The organism is Algoriphagus jejuensis (genome assembly GCF_039523455.1).
GTDB lineage: Bacteria > Bacteroidota > Bacteroidia > Cytophagales > Cyclobacteriaceae > Algoriphagus > Algoriphagus jejuensis.
In genome coordinates, this window is the sequence record NZ_BAAAFI010000010.1 from 26,850 (window position 1) to 49,443 (window position 22,594).

Here is a 22,594-nt window from a genome sequence, read left to right on the forward strand (position 1 = left end):
TGGGATGGAGACACTATATCTTGGGAGACTTTCTCGGCTTCTTTTTCGAATGAGTCCCCAGGTCGGCTCACCTTCAATTTTGCCTGCACCGGTATAGCCGGAAAGAAGGGCCGATTTCTTTTTATTGCTGTGTCTTGGTGATCGGATTTGATTCTTTTCAGTGCCCTCATGGTGAATTCATCTAAATGCCTCCGTTTACTTCCCTTCTTTCTCCAGTTCCCGTTTGATGCTTTTGACCATCAGGTCGCGGGAAAGCATGAAGTTTCGGCTTTCCAAGGATACCAAGGTGATATACTGGATGATATTGATGATGTGAGAACCGGTGAGTTCGTACTTTTCGGCAAGTTCTTTCAATGCCACGTCCTTCTCCAGGGTGAACTGCTCCGGCAGAGACTTTTCCCAAAGCAAAAGCCTGTCCTCAGCCTTAGGTGCGGGAAAATAGACCATGGAATTAAACCTCCTGACAAATGCCGTGTCGATGTTGTTGCGAAAATTGGAAGCCAAAATCACCAGACCATTGTAGCTTTCAATTCGCTGCAAAAGATAGGAAACTTCCTGGTTGGCGTATTTGTCATGCGCATCCCTGACGCCCGTCCGCTTTCCAAAAATTGCATCTGCTTCATCAAAAAAGAGAATCCAGTCTTTGTTTTCGGCCTTATCAAACAGGGTGGAAAGGTTTTTTTCTGTCTCACCTATGTATTTGGAAACGATCATGGAAAGGTCTATCCTAAATACTTCCTTTCCGGTATATTTTCCCAAAAGGGAGGCGGTGACCGTTTTTCCTGTACCCGGTGGACCGTAGAATAGTGCTCTGTACCCCGGTTTGATCTTCCTTCCCAAATCAAATTCTGAAAGCAGGGATTCTTTGTGTTTGAGCCAGACCTGCAGTTCCCTGACTTGATTCCAAACTTGATCGGGAAGTACAAGATCTTCCCAGGCCATTTCCGTCTGAAGATGCTCAGCTGGGAAATTAATACTGAGTGAAGGCAAGCCGACTTTGCCGGTGGTAAAAACTTCCACATATTCCGAATCCATGACCAATCTTCCGCTTAGTTTGGGTTCCCCTGATTTGACGGGATCTAGGGAAATAATGCGGTGTTTTATCAGGGGATTGCTCTGGTCGAATACGGACAGGTAGTTCAGTCGCGCCTGAATGTCTATTCCGGCCAAAATAAACAGCGCTGTTTCGCCAGTTGGCAGCATCCCTCTTTGGTTTTCGCTTTTAGTCCCTCCGAATTCTGGGAAATCCCCACCTTGCGGCAGGAATTCTCTGATGATATTGTCAAAAAAACCCGGAATAATATGGGGAACCAATGCAGAAGCGAGTAGTATAATTTCCTCTTTACCTAACTTGTAATGTTTGATGAAGTCAGATAAGGGGGCGTTTCCAATCAATTCAAAATCAGGAAGGGAAAACGGTTTTCCTTCAAAATGACTCTCCACTCTAAGCGAAATTGTCTTCTGGAGGTTTAAAATGATATTTTGAATTTCTCTTTCCATAATTTTCTAAAACATCCACTGTACACCTGCATGAATCAATACCCCGGTTGTTGGATTATAGGTGAATCTCAATCCAGCTCCGAAGCCTTGATTACTTTCGTCGGCCAGCGGTTGAAGTGCTTTGACTGACCCCATTATTGCATCAATATCGTCACCATGTGCCTGGTAAAAACTCACTGGATCTTGCATATTGCCAATATCCCCCAGAATCCCACTTGCGCCTGCCCAACCTGCATTGACGGGCCCTGCCAAATCAAAAGGCATGGGCAATAACTTGGCGCCGTAGCCAAGGTTGAATCCAAACCCGCCGGTTGTTAGGTCGGCATTGGCTCCAAACCTGAACCGATCTTGAGTTAAACCAAAGGATAGGGCGGGGGAGTGCGGATTAAATCCGAATTCAGTACTTAGCGAGGGTGTTCGGGTGCCCAAGGTGAGATTTCCACCATAATTATAACCAAACCTGCTCCTCATCAATCCTTGTGAAAACTGGAGGGCAACCCTACTGGTATTTGCCTCGAGTATCCATTGACCTATTGAAAATTGAAGAGATGGTGGCAATAAATCATAGTCAAATTCAAATTCGTCTTCCTCAGCATTTTGGGGAGTGGACTCCTCTTCGTCACGCTGAATATTGGCCCATGAAATGGCTCCTTGCTGTACGACATGCGTCAGTTCGTGCGCAAGAAGTTTTTTGCCTTGATACGTAGTTGGATTGTATTCCCCCCGTTTGAAAAAAATATTGTTTCCGGTGGTAAATGCCTTGGCGTCCAATTGTCGGTTCAATCGATCGGAAGTGTTGTCATTGTGAATTTTAACTGCTCCAAAGGGCTGTCCAAAATGTGATTCCATCGAAGTTTGCGTCTCAGCGGGCATGGCCGCCCCACCCCCTTTGGCGGATTGAATACGGTTTTCAATTTCCGGTTCAAGATCACCGCCCCGGAAGTTACCTTTCATCTGAACTGTTTCTTCCTCCTCACATTCGGCACACTTCTTTTGGATGTCGTCTCCATATATCGGTCTGATATTTTGCATAGACAACTCTTCAATGACTGGCCCTGAATCCATGTTAGTAGAATCTGAGATTTTATCTGCAACCGCATCGGCTTCTTGTTCATACCTGTCCCCCGGTAGGTTTACCGTGAGTTTGGCCTGGAAAAAAGTCCTGGGATGGTGAGAAGCTTTTTTCTTTTCCCTATTTTCTTTAGAGGCGATAGCAGTCATACTATTTTGGATTCAATTCCACTCTACATACATCATTTCGTTCATCCAAGGCAATTTGACGATGCCTATTCCCCAGGGAAGCTTATTCAAAAGCACGTCTACTGCTTTGCGCTCCACCACCAGTTTCCATCCTTTTTCAACCCTGCTGATTCTCCCCGATCGTTGCAAAAAAGTCTCCCTCAGTCCATCCACACTGGTATTTTTCAAAATTGACCAATGCCCGATGACGGCTTGCAGGAGCGCGACGCATTCTTCCTTTAATTCCGGACTTAATTCGGTGGCCACATCCAGCACCTCCGACACACCCATTCCACACAATATTTTGTTAAATACAAAATAGTTTTCAGACAATTCGTTTTCTCCATACACCAAAAACTGAAGAACTCTAGCTGCAAGTTGCTGATCAGATGAAGCAAAGAATTTTCCGTTTTCAGTCAGCCGAACGCTATTGAACAAATCTGCTAAAAATGGGTGTAATAGAACTAAGCCTGCATTTTCAATGAAAATTTCATTTTCTGTTCCTAGATTTTCAATGATTTCCGAATTCGGTTTTTGTGTTTTTGAGTCGGAAGAAATTTCATCGGGTCGCCCAAAATCTTTCTTGGAATGTGTTTCTCCGACGTCTTTTTTTTCATCTTTTAAAAACGAGTCGAAGGGCTCTCCCGATTCAAATTCTGCGGCGGAGAATCCAGCCTTTTCCAAAATGCCTGGGTGTCGTTTCTGGAGTGTTTCAGTCAACAGCTTCATTTTTTTAAAGACATGAGGATTCGGGATATTAAGAAAGAGCATAACTAGGCTCCTTAGGAATTGGTCGTCCGCGGTCACTTCTGAACCCAAATAATCCGCAAGAATTTGAAGGTTTTCGCCATCCAATTTGGCAATCAGCAATATCAGAAACTCGTTGTCCGAAATTGTTTTTTGAAATACTGGGTAGGACAAGAAGGCGGACAGCAATTCCTTTTGAATGTTTCTATGGGCATGTTGTTGAAAATGTTTGAACAATCCCGGGATTTTGGGATTGGAGATTTCTCCGATGGCGCCAACAATTTTAGCGATAAAGGCTACAGAAAATGAGCTGAACAACCTGTCACGGATTAGGGAGTTTTTTTTGTAGGAATGGGATAGCTTCCCTAAAAATTGACGGTCCAGGTAGGCTTCGGTTTCCAGTTCTAGGGGTTTCGAAAAAGGGCTGTTCCAAGGGAAAAAGCCCCTTTCAATAAAAAAGAAAAACACTTCTCTAGCCTTTTCCTTTTTGGAAAGGACTGTTGATTTACCCGCGGGTAGTGATTCCAGTTCGTTTCTTATTTCTTCAAGTATTTTTTGGTGTAATATTTCCTCCCAATTTTCGCTGGGCAAAAATCCGCAATCTAAAACTAAAGAATCTATAACCCAGGTTGTATTGGGATCAGCCAGTTCATCCAGCTCTTTTTCTAAAGCAGGTTTTACTTTTTCGTGAAACACCAAAGCCAACCTTTCCTGCAAACCAAAATCTTCCTCCATCCCCTCAAATTGTACTTGGAGGGAAGCGGTATGGATCTTATGGTTTTGTGAAAGTCCCATTTAAAAAATCATTAAAGTATTTCAACGATGATTTTTAGCTGGCTGAAATATTTGGTTTTGATAGTTTCCTCTCCGTTCGCCGTAGTCTGGACCATGGCCGCACTCATGTCACTTTCCACTCTCAATATCAATTGGAGTTCCAACCTACCCATCGCTCCACTGGCCCTCATATCTGCCCATACTTTGGCATGAGATTCGATAACTTCAAATACTTTTTGCGTCGGGATACTTGCTACATCGAAATCATCTTTTTGGATACACACGATATGCATAGCCAGGAGATTTAAGATTTTGTATAGTCCAAAAGCCAGAGTCCTGAGTTCCCTTATCTCAATTAGTAGATTGTTCAATAATTGTAGCCATTCCACAAATTGTGACAGCAAGCCTGTGTTGACAAATTCATTGACGAAGAAGTCAATTTGTTTCTCGGGAGACTCGTTGGCAACAACTTTCATTGCTGCAAAAAATTCTTTTATCTGTCCATAGGGCGAGTAAATCTGCACAAACCTACCGAACAAGTCATTGGAATCTGTGCTGTCAAATTCCTCAAAAGCTTTGATGATGTCTTGGAGCGGACCACAGGATTTCTGCCTATCGTTATTGGATACGTTTACGGTGACAGAATCTTCGGCAGTGGCGCCTTTGTCATCGGTTACCCTCAAAGCGAAAACGTGAACTCCTGCGGATGCGAACTGGACAGTCGTTTTGACTTTTTCGGGTGTTTTTATTGCGGCGGTTGGTCCACTTGACTGAGTCCAAGCGAAGCTTTTGATTGTCCCGTCAGCGTCTGAAGAGGCTGATCCGTCCAGAACGGCCGTTGTGGCTCTGCCCGAAACGAATGTCAATGTCTGATCCTCACCGGCCCTGGCCTGAGGCCCTGTGTTTTCAGCTTCTGTAACATTGACCGATACAGAATCTTCGGCAGTGGCGCCTTTGTCATCGGTTACCTTCAGAGCGAAAATGTGAACTCCTGCGGATTCGAACTGGACAGTCGTTTTGACTTTTTCGGGTGCTTTGATTGCGGCGGTCGGTCCACTTACCTGAGTCCAAGCGAAGCTTTTGATTGTCCCGTCAGCGTCTGAAGAGGCTGATCCGTCCAGAACGGCCGTTGTGGCTCTACCCGAAACGAAGGGCAGTGTCTGATCCTCACCGGCCCTGGCCTGAGGACCTGTGTTTTCAGCTTCTGTAACATTGACCGATACAGAATCTTCGGCAGTGGCGCCTTTGTCATCGGTTACCTTAAGAGCGAAAACGTGAACTCCTGCGGATGCGAACTGGACAGTCGTTTTGACTTTTTCGGGTGTTTTTATTGCGGCGGTCGGTCCACTTACCTGAGTCCAAGCGAAGCTTTTGATTGTCCCGTCTGCGTCTGAAGAGGCTGATCCGTCCAGAACGGTCGTTGTGGCTCTGCCCGAAACGAAGGGCAGTGTCTGATCCTCACCGGCCCTGGCCTGAGGCCCTGTGTTTTCAGCTTCTGTAACATTGACCGATACAGAATCTTCGGCAGTGGCGCCTTTGTCATCGGTTACCTTCAGAGCGAAAATGTGAACTCCTGCGGATTCGAACTGGACCGTGGTTTTTACTTTTTCGGGTGCTTTGATTGCGGCGGCCGGTCCACTTACCTGAGTCCAAGCGAAGCTTTTGATTGTCCCGTCAGCGTCTGAAGAGGCTGATCCGTCCAGGGTAGCGGTATTGCCTCTTCCCGGCACAAATGTCAGCGTCTGATCGGGTCCTGCATTGGCGATCGGCCCCTTGTTTTCCGGTTCTATTACTTCTGGAATGACATAGGCAATGGGCGGACAATCGCTGCAGCAGAGGTAGGGAAGATAAAAATCCGCAATGACAGTTCCCTTCGAGATTGGTGTAGCTTGGTCCCTAATTTCCTTATCTTTTATGTTGAGTGCATCCAGAACACTTTTTGCAGCATCTCCAAGATTCAGATTTTTGATCAAATCGGACGCAAATTCAAACTCTGTTCTCTTGGCAGCAGTGATTTCTATCAGACTTTCTTTCTTGGAAATTTCTGTTACTAACGCTGACTTATCCATTGTCACCGATTTGGCTGCTGATTCCTTCGCAGCCAAATTGGCCAGAGTATTCCGAATCACTATATCCAAGTTTGGATTGGTTATGACGAGGTCTGGCAGGGTCAACAACCTTTCGGGTACGCCATTGTAGACTAAAACAAAACTGCCGCCTTTGGTGACACCCGCTTTGTGTTCCAGCCCGGGATGTTTTTTGAAATATTCGTTGAAATTGATCGCCGCATCGTACTGCGCAAGTCTTTTGAGGTATTCTTCCTTGAGCGCAAACAGTTTTTCATTCGCACATTTGAAAAGTAACTCGGTATTTTTTGCTGAGAAGTACTGTTTGATTTCCTCATTTTCTGATTTAGTCGCCTCTTGGATGAGACTTGCCACGGTTTTGGAATAGGGAGTCCACAGCTTGTTGTATGCGTCTTCGTCAAATTGATTGAGATCGAATGAGAGAAGGTATTTTACGATTTCTGCCAGCTGTTGCAAGAAGATCAATAATAGATCGGGTTGCTTGATGATGTAATCAAAAAAGGTTTTTTGCTCAACTATGAACTGGCTTATGTCTTTGGCGACAAAATCAGCCAGTTTTTCTCCTTCCTCCACGTCCCGGAGTGCCAGATTTTTGATGATATCTGCATTGGAAATGCTGATGGGTCGATTTTTGGCAATATCGGCTTTGATGGTCTTTTGCATGTCCACCAAGTTTTTGGATATGTAAAAGTCCTTTTTGGAATTCAAGACGGTGACAAGCCTGTCAGAATTTAGGCTTCTTTTTGGTCTGAGATTGCCCACATAGGCCAGGATTTGTTGCAGTTGACAGACGATCCCGGTGATCATTACCCGATAATCAGATGTGAGGTCCTCAATGTGACAAGTTATTTGTTTGCCGTTCAAAATGGCCGAGAGATCAATAGCATTGAGCGCCAGTACCTCAAAGGGCAGGTTGAATTCATGTTTTTGGCGGATGATTTCGGTCAGCGCTGACTGATAGTTTTTTCCGACATGGCCTTCTATCCTAAAGGCATTGTACCGTTCGATGTCATAAAGCAGCGGATTCTTGACCGGCCCGGGTGCGTCACTTTGCTGGGATGCCCTATATCCCAAATTGTACTGTTCACTTCCATCGTAGCTCAGGCTAAAATGCCATCTGGGATTGACCGACTTCCAATCATAATAGTAGGGAATAGCACGGCCGCTGAGGTTATCGTGCCCCAAGTTGCTGGGGGTGATAATTATCGGTTCTGTAGCCGCCAATTTTTCGCCCATAAATCCCTTGATCATAGCTACCAGCCTTTCCAAAAGGGCGGCTGCTTCATCGGCATTTTTCCCTAGCCCGCCTTGTATGGGGGAAGGCTCAAAATATTGTCGTTGGCTGTTTCTTTTGCCTAGAATTGTATTTTCACTGGCCATTCCCAAGGTCAGATGCAGCGGAAAATCCATCTCATCGGGACAGCATTCTCCAAACACATCGCTTACTTTGCATTTGAATTCAAGGTAAGCCTTGAGCAGATCGTCGACAAAATCATAAAAATATTGTACGAAGATCCTTTGGCCGGTATTGCCTGATAGTTTCTTTTTGACTTCAATCAGGTTGAGGTTTTCCAAGGGGTTTGCTGCAGGAAGACCGAGCATAACCGCATACTTACTCCAACAAAGGACAAGATTTTCCGAAAGCCCTTTCAGTGTCCCATCGTCCGTTATTGTCAAAAAACCCTGAAGAATGTCTTCGGACGTTTTTAGGTCACCCACCGGAACATTGAACCTTTTGAGAAAGATGGTATTAAAAGAGGCTTTTTCAGCAGGCAGGATAAACTTCCTGTGGATAAGTAAAGTTTTCAGGGTGAAATCCATCCTACTTCCCTTGTCATTGCAGTCCTGCGTGTCGCAGTTTTTGAGATCTATTTGCTCCGTTTCCAAAAACAACACGACTGCATAATCCTGTTGGTTGAGTGTATTCAGGAGTTTTTTGTCTGTGGTATCTTTGTCACCTTCGGGTATTAACTCCAAAATGTCTTTTTGGCCATAGTAGGGGATTTGGTCTCTATTTTCAGCGCTGCACTGGGTCAAAAAGTAAAGGTCATTTGGGAGAACTGGCGGAACATATGCGGTGTAATGTGTGAAATTGGTTTCGCAGAGTTGAATAAGGTATCCCTGCGAGGTGAGTCCGCATCCCTTACTTAGGGTGATAGCAGTATTCGACGTAGTGATTTCCAAGCCACAGACAATACCTCGGCCTACCAGCTTGATGCGCGTCAGCCTTTCCTGCTGTTCCAGATAGTTCAACAAGTTGTTCAGGTGCCCGTTGGAAAGAACCTGATCAGCTTCAAAAACGGGATATGAATTTAGAGGCTGCATGATTATAAATTTTGAGTTCCAAGAATTGTTTTCCCCAGCTTGACCGGGTTATTGTCGGCGTCGCTTTCTTCACAGTCATGAAGCGTGGCCTTCGGGTACACTGAGTTGAGTTTTGCCAATATTGCCAGCAAACTGTCATTGGCCTCCTGATAGGTGGAGAGGTTATCTCCATCCTGTTTAAACCGTGCAAGTTCCTCAGTCCATGTCTTATAGCTGGACTCGAATTTCCTGAGTTTATCATTGCTCACCCAGCAGACTTTCAATTGGATATGTGCAGGTGCTTCTTCACGGATTTTCTTTTCGAAGTATTGGCGAAATGCCATATTGTCAAAATGCTTTGGCCAATGAGGCAATACCACGGAAGCCCTGAACGAATAGATATCTTGCTCGCAGGGGCGGTCACAGTCGTGAAGGCAGACCTCCATCAAATCAAAATCCTTGCTTTTTGGCCGTAGTAAGATGTGCTCGATCAGATGTAGCCCTTCCGGATCGGGGCAATCGACGGAAAGTTCGGACGCAATGATGCCGATAGCCTCCGCTGCTTCCTCCTCTGACTGAAAGGTTTGCTCACTGGTCAAAATAATGGCATTCTGTTTTTTGAGCTTGATTTTTTTAACGGCGTAATTGAAATTTCCAATTTCACCGCCTAATTCCAGTACATCTTCCAAAACCTTTTCTGCCTCTGATTTGTCGGCATATTGCTTAGAGACAAGCTTGATTCCGTTTTTGGAAGTGAGCGAAAAAGTATGAACACAGTGAATTTCATCCCCTACTTCCATTTCCTCGCAGAGGATTTCGACATGTTTGATACAGTAGAGAAAGCGTCTTGTGAAATCCTTGATTCCGGTCAGTTGGCTGATTCTTTTTTCCAGACCGGATACATTGTCGGTATCCCAAATTTTTGTTTCATCAAGGTTGAACTCTTCATCCTGTGGGAAATAGTTGAACGCTAAAGATCTGGCGTAACTGATTTCGGGATAGGTTTGTAGGGTTCGGGTTTTGATGTCAACAATTTCTTCAAGTTCGATTTTTTCAAGACTGATATCTTCGAGATTGATCCTGTACATTAAGAGTGAATAGTCACTGAAAGCCTCTGCAAAACGTGCCAAGAGGTGATCCAAAAACCTATTTCTTCTTTCAAAAAACCGGTTTTTGTTTTCGTAAAGTTTTTGCCAAAGCTCTTGGCTTTCGGTGTCCGAGATGTCATTGGCCATCGTTTTTTGTAGATCGGGATCCAGAATTTCGCCGATTTCCTTGATGGTGCCGAGGTATTGGGCAAAGTAGGTTTGGCGAATATTATCAGTAGAAAAAAGGCTTTTGGCATTGGTAAGCTGCGCAAAAAAGTCCGCCAATAGTTGCTCAAAAAACATCAGGTAGCCTTTCAGTTGCTGCTGTTGACCTTTTCTCAGGCTATCTGCTTCGGGAGGCAGACCAAATTCGCCGACACCATAGACTATCGGTAGGTCATATTGGACTGGCCAATAGCTCATGCTGTCCCTGCGGTTTCCTTTTGGAATGGGAAGATCCGAGAATGTTGGTACCAGTTTCCCGGTGTTTTGTTGGGCATGGAGGAGATAGACGGTGTCCCGCACTTCCTCATACCTTGAGAGGAATGGAAATCCATCCTTGAAAAAAATGATTTTTGAAAAACTGGTACTCATGACGGGCTTGCGCATGGCAGTCACCTGTAGGCACCAGGAAATGCCTTTATGACCAGGTACAGGTATTCCATTTTTATCGTACTTGGTCATTAGGAAATTTCTGATGCCTCGAACTCCCTCTAGATCCATCAATAGGTTGATGATATCGGAGGCATAGATCACTTGTTTCAACTGGGCATTTTCCAATTCGCCGGTATCTATGAAGCCATGCCCGAGTTTCGGTCCTTCAAAGATTTCTTCCACGGGAGAGTCCTTGTCCATCAGTTCCCTCAGGGTGTAAAATTTAACCGGAGGATTGAGGTAGTTTTCTAACGTGAAGTAAATCTCGGCCTGTACTTTTTCAATGTCGGTATCCGGACTGACGTCTACGTCAAAGCAAAATGCTACTTCCTCAGAATCGATTGGTTCTACACTTACAAAATCCTCACACAGATTTCTGTTTTCGTGGAGGGTTTTGACGGCATTTTTGATCACTTGGTCAGCCTTGAATAATTTTTCCAGATAGGTTTCCAGAATCAACTTTCCAAAGTCCGTATCCTGTAGAATCAAGGTCACGTGGCTGTCGGTGATTTTTCCTTTTGGAGGGTTTTTGGGAATGCTTACCCGAAAAGGCACCTCCAGAATTTCAGCATCGATCAATTCAATCTTGAAATGATATAGCCAATTTTTTACCGGGTTTTTTTCGATTGTAAAAGTGGAGGTGTCCTCGGCGAGGATTTTTAGACTGGCTTCTTTAATTCCGGGCAGTTCAAACTTGACCTGAAATTCACCCGCTTCCATATCAACCATAGGTGAAAAAGGGAACGCGATGTTTTCCAATACGATATCACCTGTATTCATGTCGCCCAATTCAAGATCTACGGACAAATCCAACAATACCGTATACAGGCCTTTTAGTACCAGTTCATTATCAGTGGCGTCATATTGCAGTAGATCTTCTTTGCAATTGAGAAATACCGGCACTTCTTGTTTTCCGTCAGTCATGAGCCAGGCATTGTTTATCCCCTGAAGGTCGACCAAAAGTTTCCTGTAATCCGTCACTGACAATGGTGCCGTTGTCAGCATTTGTCTTGCAGTAAAAAATGTCTGTCCGCTTGCCTCTGTCAATAGGTCTTTGATTTCAAAATTAGTCCGATATCCCAGTTCGGTGATGGCGTAGCAGACTGCTTCCAATATCGTAATCCCTGGATCGTGTGTGTTGTAATCCGTCCAGATATCACTCGAAAGCGACTCGATGTACGCCAAACCTTCCTGACGCAATCTCTCAAAGTCCATGGAATGGATCAGGTTGGGATTTTTAGGTATGGTCGGAGAGGTTTTCATCAGCAGTCGCAGGTTTGGATTACTTGGATGATATGTCGCGGAGTACTTAGGTTGGATTCATCATAGTGTGAAACCAATATTGACCTGGACGTAGAAGCCACGATTTCTTCCAGGTCGCTGTGTTTTTTGGTTACTTTTCCTTCATCTTCCCGAAGAATATGGTGGAGTTTAAAGCAACTGAGGAAGTCCACATAGGGCCTTTCTTCCACGAAATTGATGAGGATTGATTTGTTGATCTTTCCTCCAAAGCTGATCTTCTGGTTGCTGTCCCAGGCCCATGGACAGAGAAACTGCTCAATCTCTATATCCAGCAGATTGCGGTAAAAAACCTCGTCCATTTGGTCATGAAAACGAACTTCAAACTCAAGCTGGACTTCCTCGAAGTTGGGATTGACGACGTGCAGCGTGGCAAAAGGATTTTTGATTTTCTCCAGAAAAATCCCGATATCGGTAAGTATACCGATGGCGGTGTAAGGGCGTAGGGGATTGATGTTGGTTTTGTTTTTGAGATCTGGAATGCAGATGACAGTAACATGTCCGGGATAATTCTCGCAAAAGACCTGCTCTCCGTTTTTTTCATAAAATCCCGTGTGATTAAGACATTTCACTTGGTAGACGGACTGAAATTCCTGCATCACCAAATGTTCATAGTCCCACATGGTAACAGCTCTTTGTTTGTGTCGCAGCCGCTCGCTGACACGCTGGTAATAGTCTGCATCGCTTTCTCGAACTCTTCCTCCCACCGAATCTGCAGGTTGGGTAACGGATTTGATGGCGCTGTCCGAGCGTGATAGTTTGCTGATTGTTCCCGCTGGAAGTACACTCAGGTATTCAACTCCCGCAGTTTCATCCTGAAGCAAATCTGCCAGAGCTCCCTGGGCTAATATGTCTATGATTTTGCAGACCGCATCGGTGTGGTCCGCGACCGAAGCTCGCAGCCAGATCTTATCGGTGGTCAATGCGGTATGGACTTTTCCCGCTTCCTTGGGAAAGCTTACGGTAACTATGCCAGTTCTTGTCAGGTTGATCGTTTCGTCGATGACGTTGTTTTGCTCAAAATCTACCCAATGGCCGGCGGCATCCATATAGGACCAGGTGACCGTTTCCTCGTTTTTCAAAGGATTGGAGCTGCCGTCAGAAAGAAGAAAAAGCAGGTTGATGGTAATAGGAGCTTCAGCTTTAGTTATTCCTATCAACAGTTCGCCCTTTTGATTGTACCTGGCGACAAGTGTCGGTTCCCCGCTGGAAATCAGCTGGTAATATCCAAACGGAGTCAGGTGAAAAAATGAATGTCTAGGATTTACGCTTTCTGTAGGGATGGTTTCAGATGCGGAATAATCGATCGAAAACGATTCTGCGATCAATTCTTTGGGTACCGGAACGGAGTTTCCCGATACTTTGGTCGACGCTGCGATTTCTTTTAAATTGTCAAATTGCGTGGAATCCACTTCTGCGGATATTGTCCTTTCGACATTTAAAAGATCTGCAGCTTTTTCGCCCAAGAACTTGGCATCAATCTTCAATAAATCGTAGGTCTTTTGGGAATTGAGTACCACGCTGTCCAAGGCGCTGTTGACGTCATCCATATAGTCGGACAGGGAATAGCTTGATGTATTCAGTCGGAATCGCAAAAATCCTTCGAACGAAGTAGCCTTCAAAAAACCGTTTGAGCCAAAGTCCATAGAGGCTGGTTTCAGCAGGTATCCGTCGGTATTTTTATTTACCAAATAGGAATTGTTATCCTTGGTAACCGGGTAGGTGTCCCAGTCATTTCCATGCAGGTATTGGCAGGTAATTGGGTCTGAAATTGGAAAATTGACTTTAATAGAATCTAGTTTTTTCTGAAAAATTTCCTTTGAACCGATGTAAAATCCCGCATTTTTTTTGGGGAAATCCCCGAAAGGTTTGAATGGTTTTGCAGCATCGATAGAGCCTCCGTCACTGCTGAGAGCTAGGTCTTTTACACCTACTACCGCTACCGAAAGATTGATCGAAGTGACGGGATTATCCATCAAATCTGCGTAGGAAATGCTACTGCCTTTTTGGTTTAGGTACGCCATCATCAATGGCAGTGCAGTCTTGAAATTCTTTTTATGGGTTTTTTCAGTGTAAGGGAGAAGTGGAGGCTCTTCCACTCCCAAAGAAAACACCAGACTTAAGGTGTTCTGATTTTGGGAATACACACCGTTTACATTTTTTTCTACCCAGTCTTTTTCCCCTGTTAACTTGATCAGAAATGGAATCACCTTTTGGCTTCCCAAGAAACTGGACTTCGAAAATGCAGATTTCGATTTCAAAGGATCTCTGAATTGGACTTTTACCGTAATGGTCCTCGCTCCCTCTTTGAGAAATAATAAATTGGAAGCAATCGCAAACCCTGCCTCTGCCGTAGTTTCTGCTTTTCGATCCCCAAATGCAAACCAACTTTTGTCTTCCCCTTCAAACTTCCCGCCTTTTCCGTCGGCACTATTGGCCACCGGATAAGCCAATAAGTTCTTGTTATGAATCTGAAAAGCCTTAATCTCGCTGACCTCAGCTTGATTGAGCACCAAATCTTCTCTGAGACTGTAGCTCATATCTTTTCCATCAGCATTTTTGCCTCCTTTAAATAGCGTGCCCTTTTCCAGTAGATGTTGTGGAATGTGTTTTTGTAGTCCGATCGACAAGTGCACCTGATCCGGGATTGGGGGCTGGTTTTTAAATCTTAAAACATCCTTGTAATAAAAATCCAGATGGCGCGTACTGAATTCATTCAGGCTATCCTGAGCGGCCTTGAAAAGCTTTAAAAAGCTAAGGTAAAGTCCATAGTGGGGTTCATGGTTGGAATAGGTTTCAAGGGATTTTGAAAACAGGTCCCGTACCTTTTGTAGAATCGAAGAAAAACCTCCGAGGAAAATCGCAATTTGAGTATTGAAGAGGTTGTGGTTAATGATGTGACTGATTTTTTCACTTGTGGTTGAGCCGGAGATTGTGATTTTTATCTTTTCAGATCCAGCGGAAAAAAAGTTAAATGAAAGTGGGATTTGTGAGTTAACGGTGGTGATCGGTGAAGCACTGTCGGTCACATTGGAGATTGAAATCAAATCCAAATGATCCGTTCGGAAATTAGCCAACTTAGAAAACGGCGTATTGAGCTTGATTTGGATGACATTTTGGATGGTTTTCTGATATTCGGGTTCTTCACCCAATAGCGCGCACTGGCCATCCACCATCCCGGCTAGTGTAAAAATCAGGTCGAATAGGAATTTGAACTGTAAACTAGCTTCCACATCGTCCCCAGACGCTATGGCGAGTTTGGTTTTCTTGAGGAGCAACTTGAGGTAATCAGAAACCTCGATTAAATCCAGCGAAAGCAACACTGCCAAAACCACCGAGATATCTGCTTTCATCAAGGGTTCCCAAGTCCCGGCATCGGCATTGTTGTGATCTTTGAATTTGAGATAGGCAGCATACCTAGACGCAAAAAGCATCAAGTCTTCCATGGACCTTTCATCCACTTTGGCAAAAGCGGGATCAAGTGCCTGCAGCTTTCTTGTCAGCCGGTCCACACTTTCTCTGGTCAATGGGTTTCTGTCGTTGCACGCCATAATGCGTTATTTCAATTCAGTACCTTCGGTTTTATAAAACGGAAAGACAAAGTTGAACCTTGAATTGGTCGCTCTGACTTTGTAGGAGACCGTAATCAAAATCCTACCCTCCAGTTCACCGGTGTCGTTCAGTTCAATTTTTTCCAGCTCGATCCTGGGTTCGTGATACAATATTGAAGTCCTGATCAAATCGATGATATAGGTTTTGAAAGTGGTGGTCAGGGGCTCAAAGACCAGTTCATGGAGGTCGCAGCCATAGTCCGAGCGCATGACTCTTTCGCCTCGTTTGGTCGAAAGAAGGATTTCAAGACTGCTTTGGATATCTGCTTCATCACTGAGCATATCGGTTTTGGCTCCCACATTGTCAAACTGAGGAGGGAAGCTCCAGCCTGTTCCAAGAAACGATCTGTTCATTTTTTCCATAACACTTATCCTCCTATCAATACCGTGGGACAACCAATGACAATCACTCCTCCATGTGCAGTAGAATCACCCATTCTTGCGGCAGGTTTACCACCGATCATCACCGAGGAAGAACCAACTATGATTGTGTCTGGAGGTCCAGCACATACAGCCATATCACCAAGCCTTGCTGCAGGCAGTCCCCCGATAAGAACGGTAGGTTCACCAGGCGGCAATATTGGGCCACCTACATGAGGAGACCCGTTTGGATTCGGCATCGGGCACGTGTGCATATCAGTAATCCTGGCTGCGAGAGGCATTGGTTCTTTAATTTATTTTGACGAGACTTCCCTTGATGTTGACCATCGATCCTTCCAGGTCGGCGGTTCCGTTGCTTTTGATACTTAGGCCTGCGGAAGCCTCCATACTCATGTTCATGTCGGCAACGATGCCGATTTCAGGTGCGGCAAAAGCGATTTTTGTGGCAGATTTCAGCGAGATGTCCTTAGGAGACTCGCATTCGATACCGTTATCGTCCATTGTTAAGATATTTCCCGCTGCATCTTCCACCTGAATGATTCCCGCTGTATCATCCATCGTAAATTTTCTACCGCCAGGAGTTTCGATTACTATGCTTTTGTCGCCATCATGGATCGTGATCTTGATTTCCGACCTGGAGACATAGCCCTTTTTGTCGTTGGCTTCCTCTGGCTCCATTGGGGTAGTTTTTGCGCTGCTGTGCAACATCCCAAGAATGACCGGATGGGAGGGATCATCGTTGATAAATCCGACGATCACTTCGTCGTCAATCTCAGGCCTGAAAAAAGTGCCCCTGTTGTCTCCGGCATCTAAGGTCGCTACTCTGGCAAACACTCCGGGATCATTTGCGTTGACTAACGGCAAACGCACTTTCACTCTAGCTTCTCCTAAAGGATCCATGATATCGGTGACAATGCCGATATGCAGCCCTTGAATTCTGGAAAATTGCCCCATGCTGCTACTTGCCGAGGATGGGTTGAACTTTTCGGTAAAAAAATCTTCCTCCCAACCCAGCGTTGCGTCAGTCACCCAGTTACCCTGACGCACATCATGCCTGACTGCACTGACAAAGGCTTTTCCGCTAAACTGTTCACCAATTCCTTCTAAGGTGATCCAATTTCCGGGTCCGACTTCGGCACTTCCCGAAAAGGTGACTTTCCCTTTAATTTTTGATAAAGACAATTTTTGCTTTTTGGCATCGGCAAGCGACTGTAATGCTTCGTTTGTTAGCCTTGCAGAGGTTTTGATTTCATATTCCTGCCCGTTGATATCTGCTATGGCAGACTCTTGGATATTTCCGGGTGAAGCAGAACTCAAGCCTGTGCCTGCGACCTCAACTACTTCCTGATTGGCAAAATCCCAAGAAAATGCCTTGACAGCTGTAGGCTGTGACCTGATATCAGATTCGGATCGAAAGGAAATAATATTGGAGCCAAAAGTAAGGGTATGCACAGGATCCATGGATGAGTCAGGCTTGATCACTGTGAATTTGCTGCCGTCGATGACACAGGCCATACCATTGGCATCTATCCTGCTAAGTATATAGTCCCAATCTGTGACATTCACCTGCAACAGTTGCTCATGGCTACTGCCAAATGAGGGAATATCAAGGTCGGTCAATCCGTTTTCCTGTAATACTTGCTCTACCAGTTCGCTGTCCTTGAGGTCATTGAAGTGCCTGTTTTTTGGGGAAACGGTCATTTTCACAGCTTCATGCTTGCAGACTAGAAAGAGCGTAGACTGGTTGGCATTGACGGAATGGGAATTCCCCACAATGATCCCTTTGAATACGGACTTGTCGTCACCACTGCCGCCCAATTGGATATCAATGCTTTTTCCCATTGCAAATTCGCCGCTGTTGCCGATTTCAAAATCTGAATCAGCCGCCGAACCGTCTGCGATTTTTAGGGTGGCGTAGGGGATTTTATTCAGTGTTTTGTCCACTGTGATTTCCAGGATCTGTATCCGCCCAGAGACTTCCTGGTCAGGGGTAGCACCCGGACCTGTCCCTAGAAGGATTTTGAAGGTGACGAGCTCCCTGTTTTCTACGGAAATCATAGTTTGTATTATTTAGCTAATGGCGGAAAGTAAATCTTTGAACCCGACTTGATATTTCTGAAACTGTCTAAGGAATTGAATCCGGCAACATTGATGTAATGGATATCCTTTTCATATATTTTTTCGGTCATCCTGTCTAACCTATCCGATCCACCGAAAATCCGCTCATGGGTAATGTCTGCGCTTTCCCTATTTTCTTCAGCGGCTCTTTCTACGTCAGCAATGCTCTCCGCAAACTGGCATTTGGCAATTGCTCTGATGGGTTTGCCATCTGGAGTAAAAACCTTGTATTCGATATCCATTTGTTTTAATACCCCTTTAAACAGCAACTCACCCCAATGGATCTTTAGATAGTAAGGACGGTGCTTGTCCGACTGGTAATCGATTATTTTTTGCTTGAAAATTTCTATCTGTTCGGTGACTGTGCCGGGTTTTTCAAAGGGATTGGCAATTCCCAAACTCAATACAGACATGTCTTTGATAACACCTGTAGCATCAAATAGAAAGTCGAAATTGAAATCGCCAGGCATTATCCTGTTGAATTTCATATTTACGCCTGAGGTCCCGGGAGCTTGGGTAGAATCAAACTCAAACCGATAGGATACGCTGTAACTTGCGGGATTGATCAGGGCACTGAATTTATTATCCGGAACCGGTTTTTTGTATTCGGAATCACTGTACGCCTGGACATACAATTTTTCGGTCTTATGACTTAGGTCTAGCATTACCGTTCAAGTTTTAGCTGGATTATTCGCAACACATCCTCGGTCACTTCCCTGACAATTTCCTGTTTGATCCGGTCAATGTCAGGTGGGGTTTGGTTTTGGGAACCGGTATTAGGATTGTTGCCGACTGCGGCTTTTATCTGAAGATCTTTGAACTCTATGGGCATATGTTTTTCATTAAATTCCAATACTTCCTGATGCACTGATATTTCCTGCAAGTGAAAGAGCTGAATCCAAGCTGATGATGTTGAAATATTGATAGCTCAGGGTTATGGATTCTATGACGATCGAGCTTTGTTCGGCATTGAAACTGGAGACAGACCATTTTTTTGGAATGGCATTGACTACGTACCAGGACTGGATTGGGATATGGTTTTCGTTGAGCAGGCTGATGATGATGTTGACGGGTTCAAAGACGAAATTCTCGAAGGCATTCTTGCACCACATCAAAATCCCTGAACCGATAAACATGCCCCGTTTCAATACGATATCCGTATATCTTGCCTTGACGGGCAGCTGCCATTCAAATCGATTTTGCCCGCCCTCGGCGTAGCTCTCCATCTGCATTTCGATGTCAAGCCCACTCACTTCCTGAAATCTGAAGTCATTCGGAGTTTGGGGAAACAATTGGAATACTACCGAGAAATGAAACCCTACTGGTGGATATGAAAACATAGCTATTCGTTGACCATAGTGAGACCTTCATGCGCTATTTCAAGTGTTTCGATTGCTGTTTCACTGCCTGTGGAATTCAAATCCGTCGATTGTACTTTGATGGGCCATGCGTTTTTAATGCGCCAAACGACTACCGGTGCATGGGATTCATCCAATAGAGAAATGATCAGATCTCTTCGCTCGATCGTATTTAATGCAACGGTGTTCCACCACAAGTAAAATTCGTTGTCACTTTTGAATATGCCTCGCTTGAGGGTAATGTTCGAAAAGCTCTGCATTCCCGGCATTTTTATCTTATGGTATTCGGGACTTGCTCCATCTCGGTACTCGATGGGTTCGATGGTCACTTCGAGTCCTGTTACCTCGGTAAATCCGATTTTGGTTCCGCCCCAGTCTACCTGAAAATGGAACTTGGGAAGTGGATAATTAGCCATAGTAATATTTGGTTATAAGATTTTAGGATTACTTAAAACTGATAATTAGGATTCCTGCATTTTGTGCGAGAAACGAAGGATGATAAATTCTGCAGGGCGTACAGCTGCCATACCGATTTCGACGATGAGTCTTCCTTCCAAAATGTCGAGTGCAGTCATCGTTTGACCGAGCCCGCAGCGCACGTAGAAGGCGTGTTCCGGTTTGGCTCCTGCCAATGCTCCCTGTCTCCAGAGGAGCGTCAGGTAATTTTCGAGCATAGCTCTAAGTTTTACCCAGGTGTTGGCATCATTGGGTTCAAAGACAAATTGCATTGTTGCCTTTTTTGAGGATTCCTCTACCATGATGAAAAACCTCCTGACATTGACATATCTCCATTCGTTGTCATTGCCGGCGAGAGTCCGTGCTCCCCAGACCAAAAATCCTTTACCTTGAAACATCCGGATCGCATTGACTGATTTGCCAGTGGTGGGGTCAATGTTCATCCCTCCTTGCTCAGCCTCACTTATTTTGGCGGTGAGGTCATATACAGAATTAAGGGACACGTTAGCGGGAGCCTTCCATACGCCCCTTGATGCATCTACCTTCGCATAGACTCCTGCCATCGCAGAGGAAGGAGGAAGGGTAGGACTCAATTTTTCCCTGATTTTGGCTAGACTGAAGTTGTAAACTGCTGTCTCAGTGGTCCGTAGTGTGGAAAGTGCTACTCCCGCCGCTGGTGCTCCGTCTGTGGAAATCACGACGTCTACCTCGGTTTCACTGTAAGCGAAGTCAAAGGTGCTCCTCAAAGATGGATAATAGACAGCAGCGTAATTAAGACTTTCATTTTTCGTAAAAGCGCCCCTGAAGCCAGAGATTGTTGTTGTATTGTTCGTGCCAGGAGTATGGATGTCGAGGAGCGTAAACCTGTCTTGCAAGTCAGCACATTGATCAATAGCAGATGAAATCAATGCATAATATTGGGTTTCTGACAGGATATTAACGGCATCAGGGAATACTATGATAGTAGGTTCGTCTTCTGCCGCACAGGCCAAGAGTCCAGCGTCATAATCGTCTGGAATAACCACCGCATCTGTAGTATTTCCAATTGATATGATATAACAAGGGCCACCTCCATTGATAAAATACATCCGCATATTATAGTACATGGTATAAGGTGATGGAGTGACTATGTCGGCATCACCTACCATTGATTGCCTGGCACCACTCGTGTCCAAGGTAATTTCAACCGTTACGCTAATACCGGTTTCATTTACAGCTTTGCCAAAATATGTCTCATACTCTTTTAATGAGAAAATTTTGGTCGGAACGTTTTCCAGCGATTCTCCGATTTCATTGATGGCGATCTGGGTGTAGCCGATAAACGCCGGGATGGCAGTTTCAACTTGGGCTACTGACGGGGGAAAGAGCGGGATTTCGTTGATATAAACTCCCGGCGTCTTGATGGCGGATTCGTTGATTTGTGACATTGGATATTTTTTTTTGTTTGCTGTTAATTTCTAATTGTTTAAATGAATAGTGAACAGGTGTTCATTTTCATTACCATTTGCAGAGGTGTAGAAAAGGTGTTGGTTATTGACATCTGTATATAATCTGTGGGCACTTGATCCTTCGGTAACAATATCAATGACCCCAAAATGTCCCGAAAGATTGACGGATGAGGTTGTCCAGCTTCCTGGATTTCCGGGACTAAATACTCTAGTAGCTTCTCTTGAAACTATCGGTCCCATCGATGCTCCAGACAGCGACATGGAATTCGCCGCAGCACGGAGATTTATCCGAAAACGGTACATGTTTTCTTTGCCATGTGTGTCTACAGTGTCAGTATTGGCTTTGACTGGATTGGTGAGGTCGATAAAAAATCTGGCGCTGAAACTATTCGGCAAACGGAAGTAAGGTGCATCTTCAAGAGGTTTTATTCTGACAAAACACAACAGCATGTCCGCTCTCATTCGGAAGTGTATGTCATGCTTCTTAAAGAATGTCGCCGTGGTAGGGTCTGGTTCTAGCAATAGATTAGGAGTTAAAATACCTCCCATCGAACCGGAGTTTGGGTAAGCGGCATGCGAAAACCGAATGGAGAATAACTTTTCGAACTTTGTTAAGATCCTGTCCATGGCGATTATGGCTTGTTTGTGAATTGCGCATCTATCGTTTTTACCAAAGGAATCTCCATGCCTTCCTCGAAGCTGTCGATATAGGCCATCCTCATTTTATACAAAACCGACGGGATATATTTTCCTCCCATGATTCCCCAAAGTTGATTAAGCTCCTCAATTCCGGTAGAATGCATGTCGAATAAGATCTTGTCCAACCCAAAGCTGGTAAGTCCCGGTATTTCCGTTTCGGTGAAAATGGGATTGCGCTGAAAAAATGAAATGACTTGGGAAATCCGCTGAAGACCGATGTTGTATTGTTCTTTGTTGGCCCCAATGAGTACGTAGATATTTAGAAATATCCCAGGGTGTCGGGCTACTCCTCTTGGAATACCCGCAGTGTCAAATATTTGCCTGTTTGCAGGATTGTTTCGGAGTGTGCTTTCCTGCTGGATATTTGCTACCGACACGACGACCCTGTCTGTGATATTGGCTTCGGCTCCGACTTGGGCGGAATCTAATAGGGATAAATTCCCCAGCATAACATCGGGCTCAGCCGTACCAATATGGTCGTTCAACAAAACAATGACGCTATTTAGTACTTGGTCTATCATGTTGCGGGGCGAAAATTTAAAAATCAAAAAAACGGTAGTTTCGGATGCCGGGGAAATCAAGAAAAGATGGCAGTCTATCTAATTGCCTCTAAACTATTTCTATCAATAGTCGAGATTCAAAATTTAGCTCGGTTCTCTGCCACAGCAGAGCACAGGGGGAATATTTCCAAGTCGAAATGGGACTTATGTTTTAGTACGTCAATCAACCGGACACACAAGTTAGAAATAGCTTATGGTCAAAGTTGATTATTAAAACCGGCAATAAAATCCATGAAAATATGGATTTTAAAAAGTCATGGAATTCATGGAT

General features: G+C 44.7%; 16 protein-coding genes. All 16 read right to left on the minus strand.

What is annotated here, in order from left to right:
* Positions 1-195 precede the first annotated feature (195 nt).
* Genes ABD031_RS11080 through ABD031_RS11155 form a run of 16 tightly spaced genes read right to left on the minus strand, consistent with a single transcriptional unit; the run spans position 196 to position 22,284 of the window.
* Complete coding sequence (locus ABD031_RS11080) at positions 196-1,500, minus strand: ATP-binding protein (RefSeq protein WP_343851369.1); 1,305 nt, start codon at positions 1,498-1,500, stop codon at positions 196-198.
* Between the two features lie 6 nt (positions 1,501-1,506).
* Positions 1,507-2,721, minus strand: coding sequence for an eCIS core domain-containing protein (locus tag ABD031_RS11085; RefSeq protein ID WP_343851371.1), 1,215 nt, complete (start codon positions 2,719-2,721; stop codon positions 1,507-1,509).
* Positions 2,722-2,733: 12 nt separating this feature from the next.
* On the minus strand, positions 2,734-4,281 hold the full coding sequence (locus tag ABD031_RS11090) for a contractile injection system tape measure protein (protein WP_343851373.1): 1,548 nt from the start codon (positions 4,279-4,281) through the stop codon (positions 2,734-2,736).
* 11 nt (positions 4,282-4,292) lie between these two features.
* Positions 4,293-8,672 carry a PKD domain-containing protein gene (locus tag ABD031_RS11095; RefSeq protein ID WP_343851375.1) on the minus strand — a complete coding sequence of 1,460 codons (4,380 nt, stop codon included), beginning with the start codon at positions 8,670-8,672 and terminating at the stop codon, positions 4,293-4,295.
* 2 nt (positions 8,673-8,674) lie between these two features.
* Positions 8,675-11,656: a hypothetical protein gene (locus tag ABD031_RS11100; protein WP_343851377.1), complete on the minus strand. Its 2,982-nt coding sequence runs from the start codon at positions 11,654-11,656 to the stop codon at positions 8,675-8,677.
* Positions 11,656-15,243 (minus strand): baseplate J/gp47 family protein, encoded by a 3,588-nt coding sequence (locus tag ABD031_RS11105; protein WP_343851379.1) that lies wholly within the window; start codon positions 15,241-15,243, stop codon positions 11,656-11,658. The genes ABD031_RS11100 and ABD031_RS11105 overlap by 1 nt, the downstream gene beginning before the upstream one ends.
* Before the next feature lie 6 nt (positions 15,244-15,249).
* Positions 15,250-15,657 (minus strand): GPW/gp25 family protein, encoded by a 408-nt coding sequence (locus ABD031_RS11110; RefSeq protein WP_343851381.1) that lies wholly within the window; start codon positions 15,655-15,657, stop codon positions 15,250-15,252.
* Positions 15,658-15,671: 14 nt separating this feature from the next.
* The gene (locus ABD031_RS11115) at positions 15,672-15,965 is read right to left on the minus strand and encodes a PAAR domain-containing protein (RefSeq protein ID WP_343851383.1); all 294 of its coding nucleotides are present in this window, start codon (positions 15,963-15,965) and stop codon (positions 15,672-15,674) included.
* Positions 15,966-15,972: 7 nt separating this feature from the next.
* The gene (vgrG, locus tag ABD031_RS11120) at positions 15,973-17,742 is read right to left on the minus strand and encodes a type VI secretion system tip protein VgrG (protein ID WP_343851385.1); all 1,770 of its coding nucleotides are present in this window, start codon (positions 17,740-17,742) and stop codon (positions 15,973-15,975) included.
* An 8-nt stretch (positions 17,743-17,750) separates the two neighbouring features.
* Complete coding sequence (locus ABD031_RS11125) at positions 17,751-18,467, minus strand: CIS tube protein (RefSeq protein ID WP_343851387.1); 717 nt, start codon at positions 18,465-18,467, stop codon at positions 17,751-17,753.
* Positions 18,467-18,634, minus strand: a complete 168-nt coding sequence (locus ABD031_RS11130; RefSeq protein ID WP_343851389.1) for a DUF5908 family protein — start codon at positions 18,632-18,634, stop codon at positions 18,467-18,469. The genes ABD031_RS11125 and ABD031_RS11130 overlap by 1 nt, the downstream gene beginning before the upstream one ends.
* Before the next feature lie 10 nt (positions 18,635-18,644).
* Positions 18,645-19,142, minus strand: a complete 498-nt coding sequence (locus ABD031_RS11135) for a phage tail protein (protein ID WP_343851391.1) — start codon at positions 19,140-19,142, stop codon at positions 18,645-18,647.
* A 2-nt stretch (positions 19,143-19,144) separates the two neighbouring features.
* Positions 19,145-19,576, minus strand: a complete 432-nt coding sequence (locus ABD031_RS11140) for a phage tail protein (protein WP_343851393.1) — start codon at positions 19,574-19,576, stop codon at positions 19,145-19,147.
* Between the two features lie 45 nt (positions 19,577-19,621).
* On the minus strand, positions 19,622-21,043 hold the full coding sequence (locus ABD031_RS11145) for a phage tail sheath family protein (protein ID WP_343851395.1): 1,422 nt from the start codon (positions 21,041-21,043) through the stop codon (positions 19,622-19,624).
* 30 nt (positions 21,044-21,073) lie between these two features.
* Complete coding sequence (locus tag ABD031_RS11150; protein ID WP_343851397.1) at positions 21,074-21,691, minus strand: hypothetical protein; 618 nt, start codon at positions 21,689-21,691, stop codon at positions 21,074-21,076.
* A gap of 5 nt (positions 21,692-21,696) precedes the next feature.
* Positions 21,697-22,284: a Pvc16 family protein gene (locus tag ABD031_RS11155; protein ID WP_343851399.1), complete on the minus strand. Its 588-nt coding sequence runs from the start codon at positions 22,282-22,284 to the stop codon at positions 21,697-21,699.
* Positions 22,285-22,594: the final 310 nt, after the last annotated feature.